This window comes from Vibrio sp. 05-20-BW147 (genome assembly GCF_013369385.1).
GTDB lineage: Bacteria > Pseudomonadota > Gammaproteobacteria > Enterobacterales > Vibrionaceae > Vibrio > Vibrio floridensis.
In genome coordinates this window covers 169,904-194,287 of sequence record NZ_SZTO01000001.1, presented here as the reverse complement: position 1 = coordinate 194,287, position 24,384 = coordinate 169,904, and the positions used below count along the sequence as shown (strand labels likewise).

Genomic DNA, 24,384 nt, shown 5'->3' with positions numbered 1-24,384 from the left:
ATAGGGTCTGTTGACCTTTTGAGCTGATTTTTGCAGCAGTTTGTGGGTTCTTTGTGCAAGGCAGAGGCTTTGAAATGTAGCTGCCCTACCTGATAAGCCGATAGCGCAGCAAAAAGGAGTCACAAACGCTGCCCGAAGGGTTCGAGCTGGGCGCCCCCGATAAAAGCGTTTTACTCTTTGTTGAGAGGTGTTTTGCTTAGAATGACTAGGCGACAAACCTCTCGCCGCGATTAAAACGCTTTTTTCTCGAACAAAATTTAACCGCAAAAGGTCAACAGACCCTAGTTATTTCCTTCAAATTTTAACAAGCCCAAATGCCAAAGCTGAAACATTGTCCTAATTCCCAACGGTGTAAGGCAGAGTTTACTGCTTGAAAACAATCTAATCTTAGCGAAATTTAACATTTTGATTACACTTACAGTAAATCGGATGTCCCAAGATGGATCACTGTGGAAGTGGATAAATGCAGAAGCATCAAATAGCCACTTTCGCTTTCACAGGAGACAATTTTAAGAAATGGCGCATATCTAGCGCATCTCATGTGATGTGAATTGGACATTCTCTTTCAGTCTTGTGTCAGCTTATCTCCTGTGGCGATAGGCTTATCAAAAGGAGCTTGAGATGAATATTCAGGCACTGCCAATGCACCGATTCCTCGACTATGAAGGGAATGTGCAAAGCCCACTCCCTTCTTGGGCTAGTGAGGAGCGTCTTGTCCAATTTTACCGTGACATGCTCATCACCAGAGCGTACGACAACAAAGCGGTGGCGCTACAAAGAACGGGGAAACTTGGCACCTACCCATCCCACCTTGGCTCTGAAGCGTTTGGGGTTGGCATTGGTCACGCGCTCAAACCTTCTGACGTGTTCATTCCTTACTATCGAGACATGCCCGCTATGTGGGTTCGTGGTATTGGTATGGAGAAAAACCTGCAATATTGGGGCGGAGATGAACGCGGTAGTGATTTTTGTCCCGAGGAAAGTCACTTACGCTGTTCCGATCTACCCTTCTGTGTCCCCATTGCCACCCAATGCACGCACGCGGTTGGCGTTGCCTCCGCACTCAAAATTCAAGGTAATCATGACGCCGCTTTAGTGACCTGTGGCGATGGCGCTACCTCCAAAGGCGATTTTTTGGAATCCATCAACTGCGCTGGTGTATGGCATTTGCCTTTGGTGTTTGTCGTTAACAACAACCAGTGGGCGATCTCCGTTCCTCGTCAGTTGCAATGTGCGGCGGATTTGTTGTCAGAGAAAGCCAAAGGAGCTGGCATTCCAGGTATCACCGTGGATGGCAATGATGTGGTCGCTGTTTATGATGCCGTTAACAACGCTCTGGACAGAGCGCGAAAAGGCAAAGGCGCGACATTGATAGAAGCGATCAGCTATCGCCTGAGTGATCACACCACTGCCGACGATGCTAGCCGATATCGCAGTGCCGATGAGTTAAAGCAAGCATGGCTGTATGAACCGATCAAGCGCCTTCAAGCCTATTTAACCGCTCAAGGGCTTTGGAATGAAGAGCTCGAGCAACAATGGTTAGCCCATTGCAAACAACAAGTGGAGCAAGCCGTCGCACACTATCTTTCGCTTCCGCCACAAGCCCCCGAAAGTGCCTTTGATTACCTCTATGCCTCGCTACCAGTCGAGCTTCATGCTCAACGAGACATGTTAATTAATAAAGCAATGCGTATGCAGGGAGGCAAGCATGGCTGAACTAACCCTAGTTGAAGCGGTCAACCTCGCCCTTCATCACGAGATGGAGCGCGATGCAAACGTCGTGGTGCTTGGTGAAGATGTGGGAGACAACGGCGGCGTGTTTCGCGCAACCGTTGGTCTCAAACAGAAATTTGGCCTAAAGCGCGTGATGGACTCACCACTGGCCGAAGCGTTAATTGGTGGCGTAGCGGTGGGTATGGCAACACAAGGATTGAGGCCAGTGGCTGAATTTCAGTTTCAAGGCTTTGTGTTTCCAGCGATGGAGCATCTGATTTGTCACGCGGCAAGAATGCGAAACCGCACTCGAGGACGCCTCACCTGCCCTGCGGTGTTTCGTGCCCCTTTTGGTGGCGGTATTCACGCCCCAGAGCACCACTCTGAAAGTATCGAAGCGCTCTTTGCCCATATTCCCGGCTTTAAGGTGGTGATTCCTTCTTCACCTCAGCGCGCTTACGGCCTTTTGCTCGCTGCCATCCGCAGTGATGATCCTGTGATGTTCTTTGAACCCAAACGCATTTACCGCACCGTCAAATCAGAGGTAGTGGATAACGGCGAAGCGCTACCACTTGATAGCTGTTTCACCTTACGTAAAGGCCGTGATGTAACCCTAGTGACTTGGGGCGCGTGCGTGGTGGAATCTCTACAAGCTGCTCAAACGCTCTCTTCACAAGGCATTGAGGCGGAAGTGATTGATTTAGCCAGTATCAAGCCGCTTGATATGGCGACCATTTTCCAATCTTTAGAAAAAACCGGACGTTTATTGGTGGTGCACGAGGCCAGTCGCAGTGGTGGTGTGGGTGGCGAGATCATTGCCCGCGTCGCTGAGCAGGCAATGTGCTTGCTGAAAGCACCACCTAAACGCGTGACGGGTATGGATACCGTCATGCCTTATTACCGCAATGAGGATTACTTCATGATTCAAGAGCAAGATATTGTGCTCGCCGCTCGTGAGCTTATGGAGGGCTGGAAATGAAAACCTTTATCCTACCGGATCTTGGCGAAGGGCTCGCTGAGTCAGAAATTATTAAGTGGCACGTCAGCGTCGGTGACAAAGTGGAAGTCGACCAAGTGATCCTCACCGTGGAAACCGCCAAGGCAACGGTTGATGTACCAGCCCCATGGGCCGGAACCATTATTACTCGGCATGGCAATGAAGGCGATGTGGTTAACATAGGGGCGCTGTTACTGGAAATCGAAGACGGTGATGTGACCGCAAACAGCGACAAAAAAGTGCAACAACGCGAAGACGCCGCCACGGTGGTGGGTCATGTGTCCAATCAGATGCATCAAGTGAAAGTGGACGATTTTTGGATCGGGGGCAACCAAAACCACACCACAGAGAAACGGGTGACCGCCTTGCCATCGGCTCGTTTGCTGGCGCAAAAACTCGGGGTGAACTTGGAGATGGTGTCTGGTACTGGCCCATCCGGTTTGATTATGGATCACGATGTCTACGACGAAGCGGGCAAACAACGCCCCGGTACGGAAGTGCTCAAAGGAGCACGGCGCACCATGATGACCACTATGACTGAATCTCATCTGCAAGTGGCTGCGGTCACCATTACTGAGGAAGCGCTGTTAGAGCATTGGAGCAGCCAGGAAGACATTACCGTTCGTTTGGTTCAAGCGGTCGTTTATGCCTGCCAGCAAGAACCCGCATTAAACGCATGGTTTGATGCCGATACCGTCACACGTTGCGTGCACCATACCGTGAATATTGGTGTGGCTGTAGACAGTGCCCACGGTTTGTATGTCCCTGTGATGCGACATGCCGATGAGTTTTCACCTGACGACATTCGTAGCTGGATAAATCAAACCGTTTCAGGAATTCGCGAGCGCAAAATTGGCCGTGAGCAGTTGCAACACGCTACGATCACCCTGTCGAATTTTGGTGCCATCGCCGGTATTTATGCCACGCCTGTGGTGTCACCGCCGCAAGTGGCGATTGTGGGGGCGGGTCGAATCATTGAGAAAGTGGTGCTTCGGGAAGGAAAAGCCGTGGCCGTCAAAGCAATGCCTTTGTCGATCACCTTTGACCATCGTGCTTGTACGGGTGGCGAAGCCGCGCGCTTTACTAAAGCGTTGGCAGAGCATTTAAGAAAACCCAGTGTGTAACTTGTGGCTCAGGCAGTGCGTAAGGGCTAATGAATAAAGGCTAATAAGTAAGGGCTTCCACTGGGAAGCCCTTTTGCTTGGTGACCGCCGATAATGAAAGAAAGAACAAAGATGAAAGCTTTACGATGAAAACGCACAGTTAAGCGCGCAATAATCAGCGACAAAGCCAGTAAAATACCCTACGTTTCGACAAACTGGGCACCTCAAAAACCTCGGCGTCTTTCTACACCTTTTCTAACAGTTCCGGCAGGATGTCAAACAGATCGCCCACCAAACCGTAGTCCGCCACCTGGAATATTGGTGCGTCTGGGTCTTTGTTTATCGCGACAATGACTTTCGACTCTTTCATACCAGCAAGATGCTGTATCGCGCCTGAAATGCCAATCGCAATATACAGTTCTGGTGCAACGATTTTACCAGTTTGCCCCACTTGCAGATCATTCGACACATAACCCGCATCGACCGCTGCGCGCGAAGCCCCCACCGCCGCGCCTAACTTATCGGCCAACTGCTCCACCATGGCAAACTGCGCTTTGCTCCCTAAACCACGCCCTCCAGACACCACAACTCTCGCATTGGGCAAATCTGGCCGCTCACTTTCTACCTTCTCCAAACCGACAAATTCGCTGTTTTTGGCGGCGACGACCTTGTCGAGTCGCACAACAGGCACCTGATTGCTGCTATTTTCACCTAAGCCATTGTCAGATAAGGCTTCAAACGCAGAGCTTCTAATAGAAACCATTTTGACTGCATCGAGTGATTTCACCGTGGCCAGCACATTGCCAGCATAAATTGGCCGAACAAAGGTATCGTCCGATTCAATCGCCACGACATCCGACAACTGACCAACATCGCGCAGTGCCGCGACACCGGGTAGTATATTTTTACCAAAGGTGGTTGCCGCTGCGAGCACGTGCGTATAAGGCTCACTCAACTGCGCCATCACGGGCACAATGTTCTCTGCCAAACGATGTTGATAGGCCGGCGAATCCAGCACCATGATCTCTGCGATTCCGTCGATACGCTGTGCATGTTCGACCACGGCATCACATTGATGGCCAATAATCAGCGCCGTAATGCCCTTAGGTTGCAATTGCAACGCTGCGCTCATGGCTCGTAAGCTTTCAGGACAAATATTCCGGTCATTATGCTCGGTCAGGAACAGCACTTTTACGTCATTCTTTTCCATCACTTTACTCTCTCCATTATCACGGCGGGCATTACAGCACCTTGGCGTCGTTTTTTAATTTTTCGATGAGCTGATCCACATTCGCCACCCGCTCTCCGGCTTTGCGCTCTGTTGGTGTGTTCACCATCAGCAATTGCTGATGAGATTTAACCTCAATGGAAAGCTGTTGTAGTGTGATCACATCCAGCGGTTTCTTCTTGGCTTTCATGATGTTGGGTAAAGAGGCATATCGCGGCTCATTAAGGCGCAGATCCGTACTGATGATGGCAGGAAGTACTAATCGCAACTCCTCCAACCCGCCATCGACTTCTCGCGTCACGTTGACCTGCTCACCCGAGACAACGACTTTGGAAGCAAACGTCGCGCAAGGTCTTTGGCTCAATGCCGCCAGCATTTGCGGCACTTGGTTGTTATCACTGTCGACGGACTGTTTTCCCAGCAGCACTAATCCAACCGATTCTTGCTCCATCAGACGATGCAGAATTTTCGCCACCGAGAGCGGTTCTACCGCCAACACATTTTGCGAATTCTCCACCACAGAAGAGAGATCGACATGAATCGCTCTATCCGCCCCCAGCGCCAACGCAGCTCTCAATTGCTCTTGGCAGCTTTCGTCACCGATGGAGACAACGATCACTTCCTCAGCATGGCCCGCTTCTTTGAGGCGCACGGCCTCTTCTACCGCGATTTCACAAAACGGATTGAGCGTCATTTTCACGTTGGTCATTTCAACGCCAGAACCGTCCGCTTTCACACGCGCTTTGAGATAAGGGTCGATCACGCGTTTGATACCCACCAATACTTTCACGTAGCCTCCTTAATGGACATCACCAACCATTTGAAATAAAAGCCATTTACTCAATCTCTTTACTTCAATGTCGTCAAATCACTGTCCGAAGATTTATTGCATTAACATTTGTGCAACATGGTAATTTCAGCTTAGTAAAGTTTACGTTTACGTCAACTGGACTATATTTAAGCCAATGAACGACTCTGTAGCGGCAGGTTTACATTATGGAAAGAGAATGCATGGAATTCGACGTGGTTATCGTTGGTGCGGGGCCAGCGGGTCTGTCAGCCGCTTGTCGTTTGGCGCAACTCGCCCAAGCCTCCAATCAAAGCCTCTCCATTTGTGTGTTAGAAAAAGGCTCGGAAGTGGGTGCGCATATCCTCTCTGGCGCATTGTTTGAAACTCGAGCATTGGCAGAACTTTTTCCCGATTGGCAGGACCAAGGGGCGCCAGTCGACACGCCCATCACGCAAGATCGCTTGCTTTACCTCACTACCGAACATAACCACATTGAAGTGCCTGCCTTTCTGGTGCCTAAATCACTTCATAATAGCAGTGACAACTATGTGATCAGCTTGGGTAATCTCTGCCGCTGGTTGGCCAAACAAGCAGAAGCCCTCGGTGTAGAGGTGTTTGCTGGCTTTCCCGCTAAAGAGGTGGTAATTAACGAAAGTGACATTGTCACCGGGGTCATTACCACCGACATGGGCCTAGACAAGCAATCTCAGCCCAAAGCAGGATTTGAAGCAGGTATCGAGCTAAAAGCACGCTTTACCGTGTTTGCCGAAGGCGCGCGTGGTCATTTGGGTAAACAACTGATTGAGCACTTTGCTCTCGACCAAGGAAAGCCGTCACAACACTACGCTCTGGGGATCAAAGAAATTTGGCAACTGCCTCAAGAGAGCCCAGCCTATCAAGCAGGCCACGTCACCCACTTCGCTGGCTGGCCTTTAAGTGACACTGACAGCCAAGGGGGTGGCTTTCTATATCATATGGATAATCATCAAGTTTGCGTTGGTTTGATCACCGACCTGAACTACAGCAACCCCTACCTCAGTCCATTTGAAGAATTTCAACGCATGAAGCATCACCCCGCTATCGCTTCGCTATTGCAAGGCGCGGAGCGCGTCGCTTACGGTGCCAGAGCCATCACCAAGGGCGGGCTGCATTCACTGCCCAAGCAGCAGTTTGCTGGAGGATTACTGATTGGTTGCGATGCTGGCACCCTAAATAGTGGCAAGATCAAGGGCTGCCATACGGCGATGAAATCGGGCATGCTCGCCGCTGAAGCCATTTTCAAAGCCTGGCAATCACCCGAGCAAAACGTTGAAGCGGACTACCAAAGTGAATTTGAACAATCTTGGCTTTTTGATGAGCTCGCGCAGACGAAAAACTTCTCTGCCGCCCTACATCGCTATGGGCCTGTCGTTGGCGGGGCTCTGAATACCTTTGAACAAAATCTCTGGTATCCTCTCACCGGGCAAGCTCCCAGTTGGCGTATTGTGGATGATAGAGCGGATCACCTTTGCTTGGATGAGTGTGCCGTTGTCGCTCCCATTGTGTACCCAAAAGCGGACGGTGTATTGAGCTTTGACAAGCCTTCATCACTCTATCTTTCCGCCACTCAGCATGAGGAAAATCAACCCTGCCACCTGATGGTGAACGATCTCGACACCTCCCTCAAACGCCATCTGAATTTGTACGATGAGCCGGCACAACGCTATTGCCCCGCTGGTGTGTATGAGGTTATCGAAGGCGAAAGTGGTCCCTATTTGCAAATTAATGCCGCCAACTGTTTACACTGTAAAACCTGCGACATCAAAGATCCGTCAGGGAACATTACGTGGACACCGCCAGAAGGCGGTGGTGGACCGAACTACCAAAATATGTAAATCGATTTGCCACACAACACTCAGCTTCAAAAAACACTTCGATTGGAAAACACCTTATTTAGAAAGTACCAAGCTCGAAGCGGAGGCCGTCTCGAATCAAAAATTAAACACGCTTCGATTGGATGAAGCGCACTTTGCTTTCTATGCTTATGTCAATAAGCCGAGTTGAGGCGAGCACAGTGTGAGAAATCAATTCGCTTTTCTAGCAATCATTCAGGTATTAAGTGACAAACACCAACTTTCATTTATAGCTCAAAATAAATATCGCCAACTAATGATAAAAATGATAAATTACGCGAAATTTTGGTAGGAAATCACAGTTTTTAATATATGGATGTAGGTTGCATTAGCAGCAAAAATACCAGCAACAGAAGGTAAACCATTCATGTTTTTAAAAAATCTATCCATCAGCAAGAAAATTGCCTCCTCATTCCTCATTATTGCTGCAATCAATATCACTTTCGGCATATTTTTAATTAAAGAGCTCAATACGGTAAAGAGTGAGTTGCTCAATTACACCGAAGATACGCTACCCGCGATGGAAAAAGTCGATGCCATTCGTGACAAAATCTCCTACTGGCGTCGTACGCAATTTGCCGTATTTGCCATGAGCGATACTAATGAGATCAGACAGACCATCACCCGTAACGAAAGCATCCGTCGAGAGATCGAAGCAAGCTTGGCTTCGTACGGAAAAAGCGTCTGGCCAGGTGAAGAAGAGCAAACCTACAACCGTTTGATGTCACTTTGGAGCGGTTACCTCAGTACCATGGATAAGTTTAATGATGCTTTGCTTGCAGGCGACAAAGACGCCGCTTATCCAATCCTCACCAACTCACTGTCGACCTTTGAATCGATTGAGAAGGAAGTGAATACGCTGGTCGTGATCCTCAAAGACGCGATGGACAGCAACAAGAATCAAATTCTGTCGTCTGTTAACGGCCTAAATACGACATCTGTTATTAGCAACATCTCCATCTTTGCTGTGATGGTGATTATGACGCTGCTATTAACTCGTATCATTTGTGGGCCGCTGAACATTGTCGTTCGTCAGGCCAATGCCATCGCGAGGGGTGATCTGTCGCAAGATCTCGACCGAAATGCGATCGGTAACGATGAGTTGGGTGACCTTGCTGATGCAACCATTAAGATGCAAGACGATCTGCGCCAAGTGATCGACAACGTGATTGCCGCGGTAACCCAATTAAGCAGCGCAGTAGAAGAGATGACACAGATCTCTGAAATGTCCGCTTCTGGCATGAAAGATCAACAAATGCAGGTGACCTTGGTGGCCACCGCCATGACGGAAATGAAAGCAACCGTGGCAGACGTTGCACGCAATACCGAAGACTCTGCATCACAAGCGTACGACGCGAATCGCCGTACTCAAGATGGTGCGAAAGAGACGCATCAAATGGTGGTATCGATCGAAGAAGTGGCCGACATCATTGGCAAAGCGGGCGACACGGTGGCCGAGCTCGAAGCACAATCGAACCAGATCAACGTTGTGGTGGATGTGATTCGTGGTATTGCCGACCAAACCAACCTCTTGGCACTGAATGCAGCGATTGAAGCGGCGCGCGCTGGCGAATCTGGCCGTGGCTTTGCGGTTGTTGCCGATGAAGTAAGAACCTTGGCAGGCCGTACGCAAGATTCTACCGGTGAAATCACCGCAATCATTGAGAAGTTGCAAGAACTAGCAAAACAAGCCAAACATGCGACCGAAGATTCACGAACCAGCATTAGCGCCTGTGTAGAGCAAGGTAACAATGCTCAAGAGTTAATGGGATCGATTGAAAAGTCTATCGCGCACATTGCCGATGTGGGCGCGCAAATCGCCACCGCATGCGGACAACAAGATTCCGTTGCAGAAGAACTCAGCCGCAATATCGAGAACATCCACTTGGCCTCGCAAGAAGTTGCCCAAGGTTCACAGCAAACCGCGCAAGCGTGCCGTGAATTGACGCAGCTTTCCGTCTCGTTGCAAAACGTGATGAGCCGTTTCAAACTGAATTAATATCACCACCCCGGCCTGAGTGCTGGGGTTTTTCTTAGGGAAATAACATGAACTTTAACAAGACCCTTCTATCCATTGCCATCGCTAGCGCCAGTCTCACTCCGGCTTTCTCTTACAGCGCACCTCTCTTACTCGACAACACGGTTCACCAAGCCAGCCAAATCGCTGGGGCCAATGCTTGGCTTGAAATCAGCCTCGGCCAATTCAGAAGCAACATTGAGCAATTTAAATCGCACATGGCCCCACAAACCAAAATTTGTGCGGTGATGAAAGCTGACGCTTATGGCAACGGAATTCGTGGTTTGATGCCAACCATTCTTGAACAACAAATCCCCTGCGTGGCTATCGCCAGTAATGCGGAGGCTAAACTCGTCCGAGAAAGTGGCTTCACCGGACAACTGCTCCGTGTTCGCTCAGCAAGTTACAGCGAAATTGAACAAGGTCTCGATCTTCAAATCGAGGAGTTGATCGGCAGCGAGCAACAAGCGCGTGACTTATCGGCGTTGGCAGAAAAGCACAGCAAAACCATTAAAGTTCACCTTGCTCTTAACGACGGTGGCATGGGCCGTAATGGTATTGATATGAGCACTGAGCGTGGACAAAAAGAAGCGGTCGCCATTGCAACGCACCCTTCGGTTGCCGTGGTCGGTATCATGACCCATTTCCCGAATTACAATGCAGAGGATGTACGAACAAAGCTAAAAAGCTTTAACCAACATGCACAGTGGTTAATGGAAAGTGCAGGGCTAAAACGTGAAGAGATCACCCTACATGTGGCCAATTCCTACACCGCGTTGAATGTCCCTGAAGCGCAGTTGGATATGGTTCGCCCAGGTGGTGTGCTCTATGGTGATCTCCCGACCAACCCTGAGTACCCTTCTATTGTGGCGTTCAAAACCCGCGTTGCTTCACTTCATTCGCTTCCGGCAGGCAGCACCGTGGGTTACGACAGCACGTTTACCACAGAAAATGACGCGGTGATGGCAAACCTCACGGTCGGCTATTCCGATGGCTACCCACGAAAAATGGGCAATAAAGCGCAAGTGTTGATCAACGGTCAACGCGCCAATGTGGTGGGCGTTGCTTCAATGAATACTACGATGGTGGATGTGTCCAATATCAAAGGCGTGTTACCGGGCGATGAAGTGATCTTATTCGGCAGTGAGAAGAAGCAACAGATCTCGGTCAGTGAGATGGAAGAGTATGCAGAAGTGATCTTCCCTGAACTTTATACGCTATGGGGAACCAGTAACCCACGCATTTACGTCAAGTAGCTCATATACCCAAACAACTTGAAGTTGCAGGTAGGCGGCAAATGAGTGAGTCCCCATGAGCATAGATATGCTATGTGATTGGGCCGGGCTGGCGTGCCAGTGAACGAATGCAGCCAACACCGCTGCAGCTTCAAGTAGGAAGGGTATAAGCGACCCCAAGCCGTTGCTTGGGGTCGCTTTTCAAGACGTCAAAACAGTAGCCAAAACAAAAACACCGCTACATGCGAATTCCGCCATCCACTTCCAGCACTCGTCCTGTAATGTACTCGTTTTCGAAAATAAACTTCACCGTGTGCGCAATTTCGCTGGCTTCACCCATTCGCCCCACGGGGATCATTTTCTCTAGTCTGGCGATGGCCTCGGGTTTCATCTGATCCGCCATGGCGGTGTGAATCACACCGGGCGCGATCGCCGCAGCGCGTATGCCGTAACGTGCAAGCTCTTTGGCCCAAGTGGTGGCCAACGTCGCCACCGCCGCTTTTGATGCCGAATAGTTGGTTTGACCGATGTTGCCCGCGCGGGACACGCTGGAAATGTTGATGATGACCCCTTTGCGTCCGGTTTCAATCATTTTGACCGCCGCTTCACGCCCGCACAAAAACGTGCCAGTGAGGTTGACTTTGATCACCGAGTTAAACTGCTCCAGTGACATTTTGCTGATGTTGCTGTCTTGCACTTTGACCAGCATGCCATCGCGCAAAATCCCGGCGTTGTTGACCAGCCCATCAAGTTGTCCAAAATCTTCGACGATCTGCTCGAAGGTGCGCTCCACTTCCCCTTCATCCGTCACGTTCATTGGATAAATCAGCGCTTTGGTGCCCAACATGTGGCATTGTTCTTGGGTGTGGCGTAGCCCTTCTTCGTTTAAATCCAGCAGGGCTAACTCAGCGCCAGCATGCGCCAGCGTCACCGCCATCATTTGTCCTAACCCTTGCCCTGCTCCTGTAATTGCAATCACACTCTCTTTTAGATGCATTTTGATTCCCTCAATCGCTAAAACAAATCGCGGTACTTTTGACCCACTTACTCTTTGTTATTCTTGGCATAAAATTCAAATAGGCTTGAGAAATCCAACTCCTCATTGCCCGCGGCGTTGTGAAACGCGTAGAGATTGCGTGCCAGCGCCCCCATCGGCACCGAAGATTGGCTCTTTGCTGCGGCATCTAACCCCAAACCGAGATCTTTGAGCATCAATTTACTCATAAAACCGGGCTGATAACCGCGGCTGGCGGGGGCGTTTTCCATCACGCCCGGACACGGATTATAAAGCTCCAAAGCCCAGTTTCGCCCAGAGCTTTGCAGCATGATGTTGGAAAGAACAGTCGGGTCGAGACCGTTATCAATGCCGAGGTTTAACGCCTCACACGTTCCAGACATGAGGATGCCCAGCATCAGGTTATTGCAGATTTTGCCCATCTGGCCATCACCCGCTTGGCCTGCGTGGAAGATATTTTTACCCATATTTTTGAGAATGGTTTCGGCGCGAGCAAACGCGTTGTCAGAGCCGCCAACGATAAAGGTCAACGTGGCCGCATGAGCCCCCGCGACGCCACCGGAAACCGGCGCATCCACAAAATCCAAACCTCGTTTAGCCGCCTCTTCTCCCACCAATCGAGCCGATTGCGGATCAATGGTCGAAGAGTCGATGAGTAAGCTGTTTTCGGCGACCAGTGCCAACAGTCCTTTGTCGCCTTGGTGGGTGCCAAGATAGACACTGCGAACATGCTCACCTGCGGTCAACATGGTAATAACGCAACTTACGTCTTGAGCCAGCTCTTCAAGGTTTGCGCACACGCTCGCCCCTTGCTGTGCCAACTTCTCGCACGCGGCTTGGTTGAGATCAAACACCTTGACCTGATGGCCTGCTTTAAGCAGATTTTCCGCCATTGGCGCACCCATATTACCCAGTCCGATAAAGCCGATGTTTTGCATAACGTTCTCCATGTTCTTTACGCTTGGCTGTGACTCTGCGCGTGCTGCATTCCACGCCTGTTTACAATGCCTGATTGGCAAGACTTTGAGTGACCTGCTTTGCGCACTGTGAGCGACTAATATTTCCCCAGTCGTGCCAGTGGGTGATCGTCCTCCGACCACAATGAGGTAAACAGCGCATCAATGACGCTGCTGTCCACATCTGCCACGGTTGGGTAAAGCCAATTCGGTTGGCCATCTTTGTCGACCAAGCGCGCTCGAACGCCTTCTTGGAACTCTCCCAACAAGCCACACTGCACCGAGATACCGAGCTCAAGGCGGAAGCAATCCGCCAGTGACAGTTCGTGATAGTCTCGCGCTTGGCGATAGCAAATGTGCGCAGTGATTGGGCTACCTTGTGCCAAGTTGTGCTGCGCCCCTTTCAACCAGTCACTGCCTTCCAAAGCCAAAATGGACTGCACCACTTGCGTGACATTTTCCCCTTCGCACGCCTGCTGTATTTGCTCAAAATAGGGCATAAGCTGGTGAGAAGGTTGATGCGACAACGCGTGCTCCGCCAAGTTTTCCAGAAGCTCGGTCACCACTTCGTAGTGATCCTCTGCGCTCGACCAATGCGCGTGTTGCAGTTGATCCAGCAGCACATCCAGCTCTTCTGGCAGCAGTAAATGATCGGCAAAGTGAATCTTCAGCGCATCGCTGGCGTTAACCATGACGCCCGTCAACGCGAGAAACAGGCCAATACCCGGATCGAGACGATTGAGGAACCAAGTGCCACCCACATCTGGGTATAGACCGATGCTGATTTCCGGCATAGCCAAACGCGAATGTGGTGTCACGACCTTGTGGCTGGTGCCCATATACAGCCCCATACCACCGCCCATCACGATGCCTGCTCCCCAGCCAATAATCGGCTTGGTGTAAGTATGAATGAGGTAATCACACTGATATTCCAAGGTGAAATAGTCGGTCAGAAAGGCGCGCGCCGACGCTTTGCTCTCGCTACTCATCACATGATGCATGGCTCTTACATCGCCACCCGCACAGAATGCTTTTTCACCTGCACCTTTGAGGATCACACAAATGATCTGCTCATCTTCGTGCCATTTCTCCAGGGAGTTTTTTAATGCCGCCAGCATCTCTTCGCTCAGTGCATTGAGGGCTGATGGGTTTTCGAGTGTGGCAACGGCAATGCGATAATCGCCTTCGCTACAAGGGTATTCTTCAAAGCTGACTCGGCCTGTCATAGTGCCTCCTATTCAGCGTGACTACTGATTCTTCCATTGTGGTGCGCGTTTCTCGAGGAACGCTTGCACCCCTTCTTGCTGATCTTGCGTGTCGAACAACTGAATAAACAACTCGCGCTCACGTATCAGCCCCATCGACAGCGGTGCTTGGCGCGTATTCTGAATCAGCTTTTTACAGGCAGACACTGAACTGGGGGACTGGTTGGCCACTTGCTGCGCCAACGCTTGTGCTGCGTTCAGCGCTTCCCCTTTGGCCACCACTTCTTCGATCAATCCGATGCTCAGCGCTTTTTCCGCGCTCACTTGCTCACCACATAAGATGATGCGTTTGGCCCATCCTTCGCCGACCAAGGCCGTTAAGTTTTGCGTGCCCCCCGCACAAGGCAGCAGCCCCACTTTCGCCTCGGGTAAGGCGAGCACCGCCTGCTCTTCGGCAATGCGAATGTCACAAGCCAGCGCAACTTCGAGCCCACCGCCCATGGCATAACCATTGATCGCCGCAATAGAAACACCGCGAAAAGCTGAGAGTGTCTCGAACGCTTCACCGAAAATACGCGCCATGTCCACCGCGACGCCCTTGTCTCCCGAAGCGAATAATTTAAGATCGGCCCCAGCAGAGAAAAACTTTTCGCCGTCCCCGGTCAGCACTAAGGCGTAAATCGCCTTGTTGTCATTCAGTGCTAACACCGTCTTTTTTAGCTCGGTCAGAGAGTTTGCCGTCCATGTATTGGCCGGAGGATTGACCATGGTGATCGTCGCCACATGACCATTGAGGGAGAGTGAAATACCGTTTTCACTCGGTGGAATTATGTCAGACATTCCTTTTCTCCTTGGATTGCTCGCCGCTAGAGCAAACTGGATTGCTGTGACAGCAAACGACGAGCCACAATCAAACGCATAATTTCATTGGTGCCTTCCAATATTTGATGCACGCGTACATCGCGGAAAAAACGCTCCAACGGGTACTCTTTGATGTAGCCATAGCCGCCATACAGTTGCAGCGCTTCATCACACACTTTAAAGCCAACGTCCGTGGCAAAGCGTTTGGCCATCGCGCAATACGCTGTCGCATCCGGGTCGCCCTTATCCAGTTTGCTGGCTGCAAAACGCACCAGTTGTCTTGCGGCAACCAACTCTGTCGCCATATCCGCCAAACGAAATTGCACCGTCTGGAACTCAGCGAGCGTGTGGCCAAATTGTTTTCGCTCTTGAACGTATTGCGTGGCCAAATTCAGCGCCTTCTGCGCGGTGCCCACCGAGCAGGTCGCAATATTAATACGACCGCCATCAAGCCCTTTCATGGCGAAGCGAAAACCTTCCCCTTCTTCGCCTAAACGGTGATTGAGCGGAATTCGCACGTTATCAAAAGTAATAGAACGGGTTGGCTGACTATTCCAGCCCATTTTCGGTTCTTTTCGTCCATAGCTGACCCCTTGCGCATCCGCTGGGACCACAAACGCCGAGACCCCTTTTGCCCCTTCGCCCCCTGTACGCGCCATCACAACCAACACTTGCGTTTCCCCCGCCCCTGAAATAAACGCCTTCGCGCCATTAATCAGGTATTCGTCCCCTTGGCGCGTAGCGGTGGTTTTCAATGATGCGGCGTCAGAGCCCGAGTTGGGTTCGGTCAAACAATAGGAGCCAAGCAAATCACCTGAGTTAAGCCCTTGGCAATAAAGCGATTTCACTTCCTGCGTGGCAAAACTGCCCACCATCCAATTGACCATGTTATGAATGGTCATAAAGGCGGTGGTGGAGGTGCAACCCATCGACAGTTGTTCAAAAATGATCGCTGCATCCAACCGGCTCATTCCCAAACCGCCCTGCTCTTCCGGTGCATACAGGCTGAGAAAGCCGAGCTCTCCAGCCTCTTTGAGCACCTCAACAGGAAAAAACTGCGTCTCATCCCACACTGCCGCGTTGGGCATTAATTTCTCTTGGGCGAACTGCGCTGCGGTGTCAGCAAAGGCGCGTTGATCTTCATTGAGTTCAAAATCCATCTTTCTTTCCCTCATTCCTCAATGCGTGCAGTTGGTGCTAACGCAGTTGAATGGTCATGTTTGGCCCGCTAGGCAAGTCTTCTTCAAACCAACGTGCCGTGACGGTTTTGGTCTCGGTATAAAAACGCACCGCCTGTTTACCGTAAGCATGCAAATCCCCATAAAAACTGCCGCGCCAGCCGGTAAATGAGAAAAATGGCAGCGGTACTGGGATCGGCACATTGATGCCCACTTGCCCCACTTGGATCTGATGTTGGAATTTTCTCGCCGCGGCGCCATTGGCGGTGAAAATCGAGGTGCCATTGCCATACGGATTGCGGTTAATCAGCGCAATCGCCTCTTCCAAGCTATCCACTTCCAAACACACCAGCACCGGGCCAAAGATCTCTTGCTGATAGATGCTCATCTCTGTGGTGACACCACTAAATAGCGTTGGGCCAACCCAGTTGCCGTTAGGGTATCCTGCCACTTGGCATTGACTGCCATCGAGCTCACACACCGCGCCTTGCGCTTTGCCTTCAGCAATTAAGCTCAACACGCGCTGCTTGGCGGCGGCGCTGATAAGTGGGCCATAGGCTGCCTTGGCATCGTCCCATGCACCGGGTTTGACTTTGGCCAGCTCGGCTTTGAGATCCGCCACCCAATGCTTGGCATCGCCAACCAATACCGCCACGGAGATCGCCATACAACGTTGCCCAGCGGCTCCGACCGAGGCACCAACTAAGTTACTAAGTACCTGCGCTTTATTGGCATCGGGCATCACCACCATATGGTTTTTCGCTCCAGCAAACGCCTGCACACGCTTGAAGTTTTGCGTGGCGGTTTGGTAGATGTATTGCGCGGTCGGCACCGAGCCAACAAACGAAACGGCGCGAACATCAGGATGCGTGAGAAGAAAGTCGACCTGCGCTTTACCCCCATGCACGATCTGCAACACCCCATCCGGCGCACCAGCTTCGGCAAACAGTTGCGCTAAACGCACAGACGTCAGCGGCACCTGCTCAGAAGGTTTCAGTACAAACGTATTGCCACTGGCAATGGCAATCGGGAACATCCACAACGGGATCATGGCAGGAAAATTAAACGGTGTAATACCACAGCAGACACCCAATGGCTGGATTAGGGAGTAGCTGTCGATATCAGTGGCCACATTTTCCACCGTCTCTCCCATCATATTGCTGGCGATATTGGCCGCTTGTTCCACCACTTCTATCCCTCGCCACACATCGCCTTTGGCATCGGCAAGGGTTTTGCCCGTTTCTTGAGAGAGCAATTGCGCCAGCGCATCGTGGTTTCCTTTGAGCAAATGCTGATAACGCAACATCAATCTGGCTCGTTCAGAGACCGCAACCTCTTTCCATGATTGGAACACTTCACTTGCAGAGGTAATCGCATTGGTCATTTCGGCTGGCGTGGCGCAAGGCAGACGAGCAATCACCTCACCGGTGGCTGGGTTGGTCACATCAATCCATTCGTTGCTCTGAGATTCGACAAACGAACCTTGGATAAAAAGAGGTACTGATTGGGTCATGTTGGCTTTCCTTATGGTTTCATTCGCCCTGATTCTGTTTGCGTCTGCGTTCATTGCGTCGTTTTCATTCGTTGCATCGTGCTAATGACACAGCTGTATTGGCCACTCAAAACACCGGGATTTCGATACCAATCGCGGTGGCCTCTCCGCCACCAATACACAGTGCAGCCACGCCTTTGACACTGCGACGGCACTTAGCGTCACCATTGGTGCCCAACGCTTGTAGTTGACGCAAGCTGTGAATCAAAGTGACTAAAATTCGGGCACCACTGGCACCAATAGGGTGCCCTAACGCACAGGCGCCCCCTTTGATGTTGACTTTGTCTACGGCCAAGCCGAGCTGCTGAATAGCAATTTGTGTCACGACGGCAAACGCTTCGTTGATCTCCCACAAATCCACCTCGTCGATTCCCCAATCGAGCTGGCTGAGCAGTTGCTCAATCGCGTAAACGGGCGCAACGGTAAACTCGGCGGGCAAGCGAGCATGGCTTGCATGGCCACGAATGATCGCCAGCGGTGTTAAGCCTTGTTTTTCGGCCCAATCACCATCGGCCAATATCAGTGCTGCTGCGCCATCCGCAATCGAGCTGGAATTGGCGGCGGTCACCGTACCGTCATCGGCAAACGCGGGTTTCAGTTTGGGAATTTTGTCGAGCTGAATGGTGGTTGGATGCTCATCATGATCCAGCGTCATGCTGCTGCGTCCTTCGAGAAAAATCGGGGTGATTTCCTCTTTGAACTGCGCTTCGTGCTGTGCCTGAGTCGCACGCTGCGCCGATTGAATGGCCCAAGTGTCCATTTGCTCTCGGGTGTAATTGAGTTTGTCAGCGATTTGCTGCGCATAAACGCCCATCAAATGGCCCTCATAGGCATCTTGCAATCCATCAAGAAACATATGATCGAAGGTGGTTTTGTGGCCCATTCGCATGCCGCTGCGCGACTCTTTCAATAGATATGGGGCATTGGTCATGCTCTCCATTCCCCCCGCAATCATGCAGCACTTATCACCCGCTTTGAGCTGATCATAGGCCAACATCACCGCTTTCATCCCAGAGCCACACACTTTATTGACTGTGGTACAAGGCGTGGAATAACCCAATTCGGCTTTCAGTGCCGCTTGCCGTGCGGGGGCTTGACCACACCCTGCGGGCAACACGCACCCCATATACACTTCATCCACTTGTTGCGCGGACAACGAAACGGCATCCATCGCCGCGTGAATCGCGGCAGCGCCTAATTGCGGTGCACTCAGCGCGGCGAGCGCCCCTTGGAATCGCCCTATCGGGGTACGTTTTGCTGCCACTATCCAAATTGATTTCGCCATATTCGCTCCCTGCCGCGAGAAACGCGTTTTACTCAAATTCGCTCTGGCGGCTTTCTTGACGTTTACGTAAGCATAGCACTAACATTTACGTAAACGTAAAGAAGCATTTTTTTAACAATGGCAATTTTCATGAACACCTCGCGTGCCATGCTGTGGCTTATCAACATCGCATAAATACCTCTAAGGGGGTCTGAAATGGAAACGTTTAAAATCAGCGAACTGGCAAAAGAGTTCGACATCACGACGCGCAGTATCCGTTTCTATGAAGACGTTGGCTTGTTGCAACCAGAGCGCAAAGGCAACACCCGAATCTATCAGCGCCGTGATAAAACGCGGCTGAAATTGATTTTGCGAGGGAAAAGGCTCGGCTTTTCATTAGCGGAAATACGTGAACTGTTCGAGCTGTATGATCTGCGCCAAAGCGAGACTCAATTGGTCAAAATGCTCAATATCATTGATGAGAAACAAGCGATTTTGCAGCGTCAGCTCGACGATATTAGCGTGGTCATGAGCGAGCTCGATGCAGCCAAACAGCGCTGCCAACACGCACTGCATGAACTTGCCAGCCGATCAAAACGGGCTTAACCAGTGCGATAAATCCACCCTCGGGATAGGTAGTGAAACACCCGCATGGCTGCTCAGGAGGCGCTATGAAAGATAGGTTTCAACCCCTCAATTTCGGACTTGGCGACACCATCGATCTGCTTAGAGAACAGGTCAATGCTTTTGCTAACGAACATATCGCGCCACTGGCGGCAGACATCGATCGTGCCAACCATTTCCCCGATCATTTGTGGACTAAGCTGGGGGAAATGGGATTGCACGGCGTCACCATCAGTGAAGAATATGGCGGCGCAGATATGGGGTATCTCGCTCACGTCGTTGCAATGGAAGAGATCAGTCGCGCCTCCGCCTCCGTGGCACTGAGCTATGGTGCCCACTCCAACCTGTGCATTAACCAAATCTACCGTAACGGCAACGCGCAGCAAAAAGCCCATTACTTGCCTGCATTGATTTCTGGCGAGCACATTGGCGCACTCGCCATGAGCGAGGCCAACTCCGGCTCTGACGTGGTGAGCATGCAGTTGAAAGCAAAAGAGAAAGGCGATCAATTTGTGCTCAACGGCAGCAAAATGTGGATCACCAACGGCCCCGATGCACATACATTGGTGGTGTACGCCAAAACCAATCCCAAAGCCGAGACGCATGGTATTACCGCGTTTATTGTTGAACGTGCATTCCCCGGTTTTCACTCGGCTCAGAAGCTCGACAAATTGGGCATGCGCGGCTCAAACACCAGCGAATTGGTGTTTGAAGATTGCCTTGTGCCTAAGGAGAACGTGTTGGGTGAAGTCAACCACGGAGTGCGGGTGTTAATGAGTGGTTTGGACTACGAACGCGTGGTGTTGGCCGGAGGACCTCTCGGTATTATGCGCAGCTGTTTGGATGCGGTGATTCCATATATTCACGATCGTAAGCAGTTTGGCCAGCCGATTGGCGAGTTCCAATTAGTGCAAGGCAAATTGGCGGACATGTATACCCAAATGAACGCGGCACGCAGTTACGTCTATACCGTCGCGGCAGCGTGCGATCGCGGAGAAGTGACGCGCAAAGACGCTGCCGGCGTGATCCTGTATAGCGCTGAATTGGCTACTCGAATGGCGCTTGACGCCATTCAACTGCTTGGCGGCAATGGCTACGTCAACGAGTTTCCCACTGGCCGCCTGCTTCGTGACGCCAAGCTGTACGAAATTGGCGCTGGAACTTCGGAAATCCGCCGCATGCTCATCGGCAGAGAGCTGTTTAACGAATCTCGCTAATTTCAGCGAAGCGATGCCCGCTAAGGAAGGAACATGGCTGTTTTACCGACAAAAGCACGCAAAGAAGATGCCCTCTATCAATCAAACTACCAAACCTTGGCAGAATTGGTACGCAAGCTGAGTGCTAACTTAAACTTGGTGCATCAAGGCGGAGGGGTAAAAGCGCAGCAGCGCCAACGAGAGAAAGGCAAGTTACCCGTTCGTGAGCGGATCGCCAAGCTGCTTGACGAGAACACCTCACTACTTGAAATCGGCCAATTTGCTGCGTGGAATGTCTACGACGAACCCATCGCCTGTGCGGGGGTCGTGGCGGGCATTGGTCAGATTCAGGGCATCGAATGCATGGTGATCGCCAACGATCCATCGGTCAAAGGCGGCACCTATTTCCCACTCACGGTAAAAAAACACCTCCGAGCGCAAGAGATCGCGATGAAATGTCAGCTGCCTTGCGTCTATCTGGTGGATTCCGGCGGGGCGAACCTGCCTCACCAAGCGGAAGTCTTTCCCGATAAAGATCACTTTGGTCGAATTTTCTACAATCAAGCTCGCATGTCGGCCGCTGGCATTCCTCAAATTGCCGTTGTCCTTGGCCCATGTACCGCGGGGGGCGCATACATCCCCGCGATGGCGGATGTGTCCATCATTGTTCGCCAGCAAGGCACGATATTTTTAGGTGGCCCACCGCTGGTCAAAGCCGCAACGGGTGAAATTGTCAGCGAAGAAGAGTTGGGCGGCGCGGACGTGCATTGCAAAAAATCAGGCGTGGCGGATTATTACGCACTGGATGAACAACACGCTCTGCAACTGGCTCGTCAAGCCATCGAGAGTTGCAACGCCCCCGCTCTACCATGCGCGCCGAAACCCGTTCTTGAACCACGTTACCCTGCCGATGAGATCTACGGCATCGTCAATGCTAACTTGCGGCTCTCTTTTGATGTTCGTGAAGTGATTGCCAGAATGGTCGATGACTCCGACTTTGACGAATTTAAAGCGATGTACGGCCCTTCTTTAGTGTGTGGCTTCGCGCATTTGCTGGGTTTCCCGATCGGAATTGTGGCCAACAACGGCATTCTTTTCTCTGAATCGGCGCAAAAAGGCGCACATTTCATTGAGTTGTGCGCAAAACGCAAAATTCCACTACTCTTTTTACAGAACATCACTGGCTTTATGGTGGGGAAAAAAGTCGAAGCAGAGGGCATTGCGAAACACGGCGCCAAACTCGTGATGGCGGTGGCATGTGCCGATGTGCCTAAGTTTACAGTGATCATCGGCGGCTCTTATGGTGCGGGCAATTACGGCATGTGTGGCAGGGCTTATGATCCCACTATGTTGTGGATGTGGCCCAACGCTCGCATTTCGGTCATGGGCGGCGAACAAGCAGCAGGGGTGCTCACGCAAGTGCGTCGTGACGTAAAAGCACGCCAAGGGGAACACTGGCCAGAACAAGATGAACACGATTATCGTCAGTCGATTCTTGAACTGTACGAAAGCCAAGGTAATCCCTATTACGCCAGTGCGCGATTATGGGATGACGGCATCATCGATCCCGTAGAGACTCGCGCCATCGTTGGTCGTGCATTACGCGCAAGCTTGAATGCGCCGATCGGCGACAGCGAGTTTGGTATTTTCCGCATGTAAATAGTCACACGTTGGAGAGTTAACCTATGGTTAGGCAGGCGTTATTAGCCAATATGGATCAGCAAGGGGTTGCCACGTTAACCCTTAATCGGCTTGAAAAGCACAATGCCTTTGATGCCGACCTGATCCGCGCATTGATTGAAGCGCTAGAAACCTTCGCTTCAAACGCACAATTGCGGGTTTTGATTCTCAACGCCAACGGGCCACACTTTTCGGCTGGGGCCGATCTCAACTGGATGCGTGCCATGGCAGAGCAAGACGAAGCCGCTAACCTTGAAGATGCAAAACGCTTGGCCAAGTTGATGCAAACCCTCGACCACTTCCCTGCCCCCACCATCGCCAGCGTTCAAGGCGCGGCTTTTGGTGGTGCACTTGGGTTGATTTGTTGTTGCGATATCGCCATTGCCACCGCGGAAAGCCGCTTCTGTTTGAGTGAAGTTAAATTAGGGTTGATTCCTGCCACCATTGGGCCGTATGTCTGCCGAAGTTTGGGACAACGACATGCTCGACGTTACATGCTCAGTGCCGAAACCTTTGATGCCAATACCGCACTGGAAATGGGATTGGTGCACATTGTGGTTAACGACGAGAAACAGTTGCCGCAGACCACACAATCGATGGCCCAGCGCCTATTGCACAACAGTCCGAAAGCGATGCAACAAGTAAAACGGCTCTGCCAAGATTGCGCATCCATGCCCATCGAATCGCCGTTGATCGACAAAACCAGTGCCATGATCGCCAATATTCGTTGCAGTGAAGAAGGCCAAGAAGGGCTCAATGCATTTTTTAGCAAAAGGTTACCCAGTTGGTGTCCGGCCAAAAGGGAGATTGAATGAGCCGCTTCTCTGCAGAGAACTTAACCCTGCCTGAACACGTCACGATTGTTGAGGTTGGCCCTCGTGACGGCTTACAAAACGAGGGCGCCGTTTCCACCGATAGCAAGGTGGCGCTGATCAACGCCCTCTCCCAAACCGGATTAACACGCATCGAAGCGGGCGCGTTTGTTTCTGCTAAACGTGTGCCACAAATGGCAGATTCTCTTGCTGTGTTTGAACAAATTCACCGCAGTCTGGGAGTTCAATACAGTGCCCTCACACCTAACTTGCAGGGTTTTCAAGCCGCTGTTTCTGCCCAAGTGGATCACGTCGCCGTCTTCGCCTCTTGCAGTGAAGGGTTTAGCCAACACAATATTCATTGCTCCATTGCCGAAAGCCTAGAGCGCTTTCAACCTGTAATGGCACAAGCCAAGCAGCTCAACATCCCCGTACGAGGTTACCTTTCTACTGTCATTGACTGCCCTTACGATGGTGCAACCCCGCCCAGCCAAGTGGCTTCCATAGCTTCTGCGCTATATCAGTTAGGCTGCTTTGAGATTTCACTTGGCGATACCATTGGTACAGGCACGCCACGTAAAGTCGCCACCATGCTCGATACAGTGATGAAACAAGTGCCATGTGAACACCTTGCCGTGCATTTTCACGATACCTATGGCCAAGCAATTGCCAATATCTATCAATCGCTACTGATGGGCATCAATACGCTAGACAGCAGTGTGGCTGGCCTAGGTGGATGCCCTTATGCTCCCGGGGCGTCGGGCAATGTCGCCAGTGAAGATGTGGTCTATTTGTGCCAAGGATTAGGCATAGAAACTGGTGTCGATCTTGATTTACTCATCCAAACTGGCTGGCAAATCAGCCGTCAGCTCAACAAGCAACCGAACTCAAAAGTGTCATTGGCCAAAAAGCCTTAGCCCAGAAAGCCCTAAGCCAGCAGAGCAGAAGCGCTTTAGAGAATGGTTCCTATCACACAAAACATCACCTATTAAAAATCCACAATCAATAGATAAGACTTTTCAAATAACGCCTTTGTTCCCCTAGGTAAAATAGAAAACGCCTATCA

Annotated in this window: 20 protein-coding genes; 11 read left to right on the top strand and 9 right to left on the bottom strand. The window is 51.2% G+C overall.

All coding sequences use genetic code 11. The features are described from left to right. Positions 1-621: 621 nt before the first annotated feature. Genes pdhA through FC652_RS00875 form a run of 3 tightly spaced genes read left to right on the top strand, consistent with a single transcriptional unit; the run spans position 622 to position 3,834 of the window. The gene (gene pdhA / locus FC652_RS00885) at positions 622-1,716 is read left to right on the top strand and encodes a pyruvate dehydrogenase (acetyl-transferring) E1 component subunit alpha (RefSeq protein WP_101957651.1); all 1,095 of its coding nucleotides are present in this window, start codon (positions 622-624) and stop codon (positions 1,714-1,716) included. Then, on the top strand, positions 1,709-2,692 hold the full coding sequence (locus tag FC652_RS00880; protein WP_011152306.1) for an alpha-ketoacid dehydrogenase subunit beta: 984 nt from the start codon (positions 1,709-1,711) through the stop codon (positions 2,690-2,692). The genes pdhA and FC652_RS00880 overlap by 8 nt, the downstream gene beginning before the upstream one ends. Next, positions 2,689-3,834, top strand: a complete 1,146-nt coding sequence (locus tag FC652_RS00875) for a dihydrolipoamide acetyltransferase family protein (RefSeq protein ID WP_045598081.1) — start codon at positions 2,689-2,691, stop codon at positions 3,832-3,834. The genes FC652_RS00880 and FC652_RS00875 overlap by 4 nt, the downstream gene beginning before the upstream one ends. A gap of 223 nt (positions 3,835-4,057) precedes the next feature. Here FC652_RS00875 and FC652_RS00870 read toward each other — a convergent pair whose 3' ends face one another. Continuing rightward, positions 4,058-5,023, bottom strand: a complete 966-nt coding sequence (locus FC652_RS00870; RefSeq protein WP_176297116.1) for an electron transfer flavoprotein subunit alpha/FixB family protein — start codon at positions 5,021-5,023, stop codon at positions 4,058-4,060. A 31-nt stretch (positions 5,024-5,054) separates the two neighbouring features. Continuing rightward, on the bottom strand, positions 5,055-5,831 hold the full coding sequence (locus FC652_RS00865) for an electron transfer flavoprotein subunit beta/FixA family protein (protein ID WP_176297115.1): 777 nt from the start codon (positions 5,829-5,831) through the stop codon (positions 5,055-5,057). 206 nt (positions 5,832-6,037) lie between these two features. On the opposite strand from FC652_RS00865, the gene FC652_RS00860 reads away from it, so the two are divergent. The 3 genes from FC652_RS00860 to alr all read left to right on the top strand — a co-directional run bounded on the left by FC652_RS00860 (position 6,038) and on the right by alr (position 10,996). Next, the gene (locus tag FC652_RS00860) at positions 6,038-7,705 is read left to right on the top strand and encodes an electron transfer flavoprotein-ubiquinone oxidoreductase (RefSeq protein WP_176297114.1); all 1,668 of its coding nucleotides are present in this window, start codon (positions 6,038-6,040) and stop codon (positions 7,703-7,705) included. Between the two features lie 385 nt (positions 7,706-8,090). Beyond that, positions 8,091-9,722: a methyl-accepting chemotaxis protein gene (locus FC652_RS00855; protein ID WP_176297113.1), complete on the top strand. Its 1,632-nt coding sequence runs from the start codon at positions 8,091-8,093 to the stop codon at positions 9,720-9,722. Between the two features lie 47 nt (positions 9,723-9,769). After that, complete coding sequence (gene alr / locus FC652_RS00850; RefSeq protein ID WP_176297112.1) at positions 9,770-10,996, top strand: alanine racemase; 1,227 nt, start codon at positions 9,770-9,772, stop codon at positions 10,994-10,996. A 217-nt stretch (positions 10,997-11,213) separates the two neighbouring features. On the opposite strand, the gene FC652_RS00845 is transcribed toward alr, so the two are convergent. From FC652_RS00845 to FC652_RS00815, 7 genes are all read right to left on the bottom strand, one after another. Continuing rightward, on the bottom strand, positions 11,214-11,972 hold the full coding sequence (locus FC652_RS00845; RefSeq protein ID WP_176297111.1) for an SDR family oxidoreductase: 759 nt from the start codon (positions 11,970-11,972) through the stop codon (positions 11,214-11,216). Between the two features lie 47 nt (positions 11,973-12,019). After that, positions 12,020-12,928: a 3-hydroxyisobutyrate dehydrogenase gene (gene mmsB, locus FC652_RS00840; protein ID WP_176297110.1), complete on the bottom strand. Its 909-nt coding sequence runs from the start codon at positions 12,926-12,928 to the stop codon at positions 12,020-12,022. Between the two features lie 116 nt (positions 12,929-13,044). After that, the gene (locus tag FC652_RS00835) at positions 13,045-14,172 is read right to left on the bottom strand and encodes an enoyl-CoA hydratase/isomerase family protein (RefSeq protein WP_045622632.1); all 1,128 of its coding nucleotides are present in this window, start codon (positions 14,170-14,172) and stop codon (positions 13,045-13,047) included. Positions 14,173-14,193: 21 nt separating this feature from the next. After that, positions 14,194-14,991 carry an enoyl-CoA hydratase gene (locus tag FC652_RS00830; protein WP_103194292.1) on the bottom strand — a complete coding sequence of 266 codons (798 nt, stop codon included), beginning with the start codon at positions 14,989-14,991 and terminating at the stop codon, positions 14,194-14,196. Positions 14,992-15,017: 26 nt separating this feature from the next. Continuing rightward, positions 15,018-16,172, bottom strand: coding sequence for an acyl-CoA dehydrogenase family protein (locus FC652_RS00825; protein WP_176297109.1), 1,155 nt, complete (start codon positions 16,170-16,172; stop codon positions 15,018-15,020). Positions 16,173-16,209: 37 nt separating this feature from the next. Further along, positions 16,210-17,703: a CoA-acylating methylmalonate-semialdehyde dehydrogenase gene (locus FC652_RS00820; RefSeq protein WP_176297108.1), complete on the bottom strand. Its 1,494-nt coding sequence runs from the start codon at positions 17,701-17,703 to the stop codon at positions 16,210-16,212. 106 nt (positions 17,704-17,809) lie between these two features. Continuing rightward, positions 17,810-19,027, bottom strand: a complete 1,218-nt coding sequence (locus FC652_RS00815; RefSeq protein WP_176297107.1) for a thiolase family protein — start codon at positions 19,025-19,027, stop codon at positions 17,810-17,812. A gap of 195 nt (positions 19,028-19,222) precedes the next feature. Between FC652_RS00815 and FC652_RS00810 the strand changes: the two genes are divergently transcribed. The 5 genes from FC652_RS00810 (at position 19,223) to FC652_RS00790 (ending at position 24,235) form a co-directional block, all read left to right on the top strand. Beyond that, the gene (locus FC652_RS00810) at positions 19,223-19,612 is read left to right on the top strand and encodes a MerR family DNA-binding transcriptional regulator (protein ID WP_011081446.1); all 390 of its coding nucleotides are present in this window, start codon (positions 19,223-19,225) and stop codon (positions 19,610-19,612) included. Positions 19,613-19,677: 65 nt separating this feature from the next. Continuing rightward, a complete protein-coding gene (locus FC652_RS00805; protein WP_176297106.1) occupies positions 19,678-20,847 on the top strand; it encodes an isovaleryl-CoA dehydrogenase in 1,170 nt (389 codons plus the stop codon). Between the two features lie 33 nt (positions 20,848-20,880). Continuing rightward, positions 20,881-22,485, top strand: coding sequence for a carboxyl transferase domain-containing protein (locus FC652_RS00800; protein ID WP_040110884.1), 1,605 nt, complete (start codon positions 20,881-20,883; stop codon positions 22,483-22,485). A 26-nt stretch (positions 22,486-22,511) separates the two neighbouring features. Beyond that, positions 22,512-23,321: an enoyl-CoA hydratase-related protein gene (locus FC652_RS00795; protein WP_176297105.1), complete on the top strand. Its 810-nt coding sequence runs from the start codon at positions 22,512-22,514 to the stop codon at positions 23,319-23,321. Continuing rightward, a complete protein-coding gene (locus FC652_RS00790) occupies positions 23,318-24,235 on the top strand; it encodes a hydroxymethylglutaryl-CoA lyase (protein WP_176297104.1) in 918 nt (305 codons plus the stop codon). Before FC652_RS00795 ends, FC652_RS00790 begins: the two co-directional genes overlap by 4 nt. Positions 24,236-24,384: the final 149 nt, after the last annotated feature.

Coding starts and splice junctions, on each gene's coding strand:
- pdhA (WP_101957651.1), top strand. CDS start 622: ATGAATATTCAGGCACTGCCAATGCACCGATTCCTCGACTATGAAGGG.
- FC652_RS00880 (WP_011152306.1), top strand. CDS start 1,709: ATGGCTGAACTAACCCTAGTTGAAGCGGTCAACCTCGCCCTTCATCAC.
- FC652_RS00875 (WP_045598081.1), top strand. CDS start 2,689: ATGAAAACCTTTATCCTACCGGATCTTGGCGAAGGGCTCGCTGAGTCA.
- FC652_RS00870 (WP_176297116.1), bottom strand. CDS start 5,023: ATGGAAAAGAATGACGTAAAAGTGCTGTTCCTGACCGAGCATAATGAC.
- FC652_RS00860 (WP_176297114.1), top strand. CDS start 6,038: ATGGAAAGAGAATGCATGGAATTCGACGTGGTTATCGTTGGTGCGGGG.
- FC652_RS00855 (WP_176297113.1), top strand. CDS start 8,091: ATGTTTTTAAAAAATCTATCCATCAGCAAGAAAATTGCCTCCTCATTC.
- alr (WP_176297112.1), top strand. CDS start 9,770: ATGAACTTTAACAAGACCCTTCTATCCATTGCCATCGCTAGCGCCAGT.
- FC652_RS00845 (WP_176297111.1), bottom strand. CDS start 11,972: ATGCATCTAAAAGAGAGTGTGATTGCAATTACAGGAGCAGGGCAAGGG.
- mmsB (WP_176297110.1), bottom strand. CDS start 12,928: ATGCAAAACATCGGCTTTATCGGACTGGGTAATATGGGTGCGCCAATG.
- FC652_RS00835 (WP_045622632.1), bottom strand. CDS start 14,172: ATGACAGGCCGAGTCAGCTTTGAAGAATACCCTTGTAGCGAAGGCGAT.
- FC652_RS00830 (WP_103194292.1), bottom strand. CDS start 14,991: ATGTCTGACATAATTCCACCGAGTGAAAACGGTATTTCACTCTCCCTC.
- FC652_RS00825 (WP_176297109.1), bottom strand. CDS start 16,172: ATGGATTTTGAACTCAATGAAGATCAACGCGCCTTTGCTGACACCGCA.
- FC652_RS00820 (WP_176297108.1), bottom strand. CDS start 17,703: ATGACCCAATCAGTACCTCTTTTTATCCAAGGTTCGTTTGTCGAATCT.
- FC652_RS00815 (WP_176297107.1), bottom strand. CDS start 19,027: ATGGCGAAATCAATTTGGATAGTGGCAGCAAAACGTACCCCGATAGGG.
- FC652_RS00810 (WP_011081446.1), top strand. CDS start 19,223: ATGGAAACGTTTAAAATCAGCGAACTGGCAAAAGAGTTCGACATCACG.
- FC652_RS00805 (WP_176297106.1), top strand. CDS start 19,678: ATGAAAGATAGGTTTCAACCCCTCAATTTCGGACTTGGCGACACCATC.
- FC652_RS00800 (WP_040110884.1), top strand. CDS start 20,881: ATGGCTGTTTTACCGACAAAAGCACGCAAAGAAGATGCCCTCTATCAA.
- FC652_RS00795 (WP_176297105.1), top strand. CDS start 22,512: ATGGTTAGGCAGGCGTTATTAGCCAATATGGATCAGCAAGGGGTTGCC.
- FC652_RS00790 (WP_176297104.1), top strand. CDS start 23,318: ATGAGCCGCTTCTCTGCAGAGAACTTAACCCTGCCTGAACACGTCACG.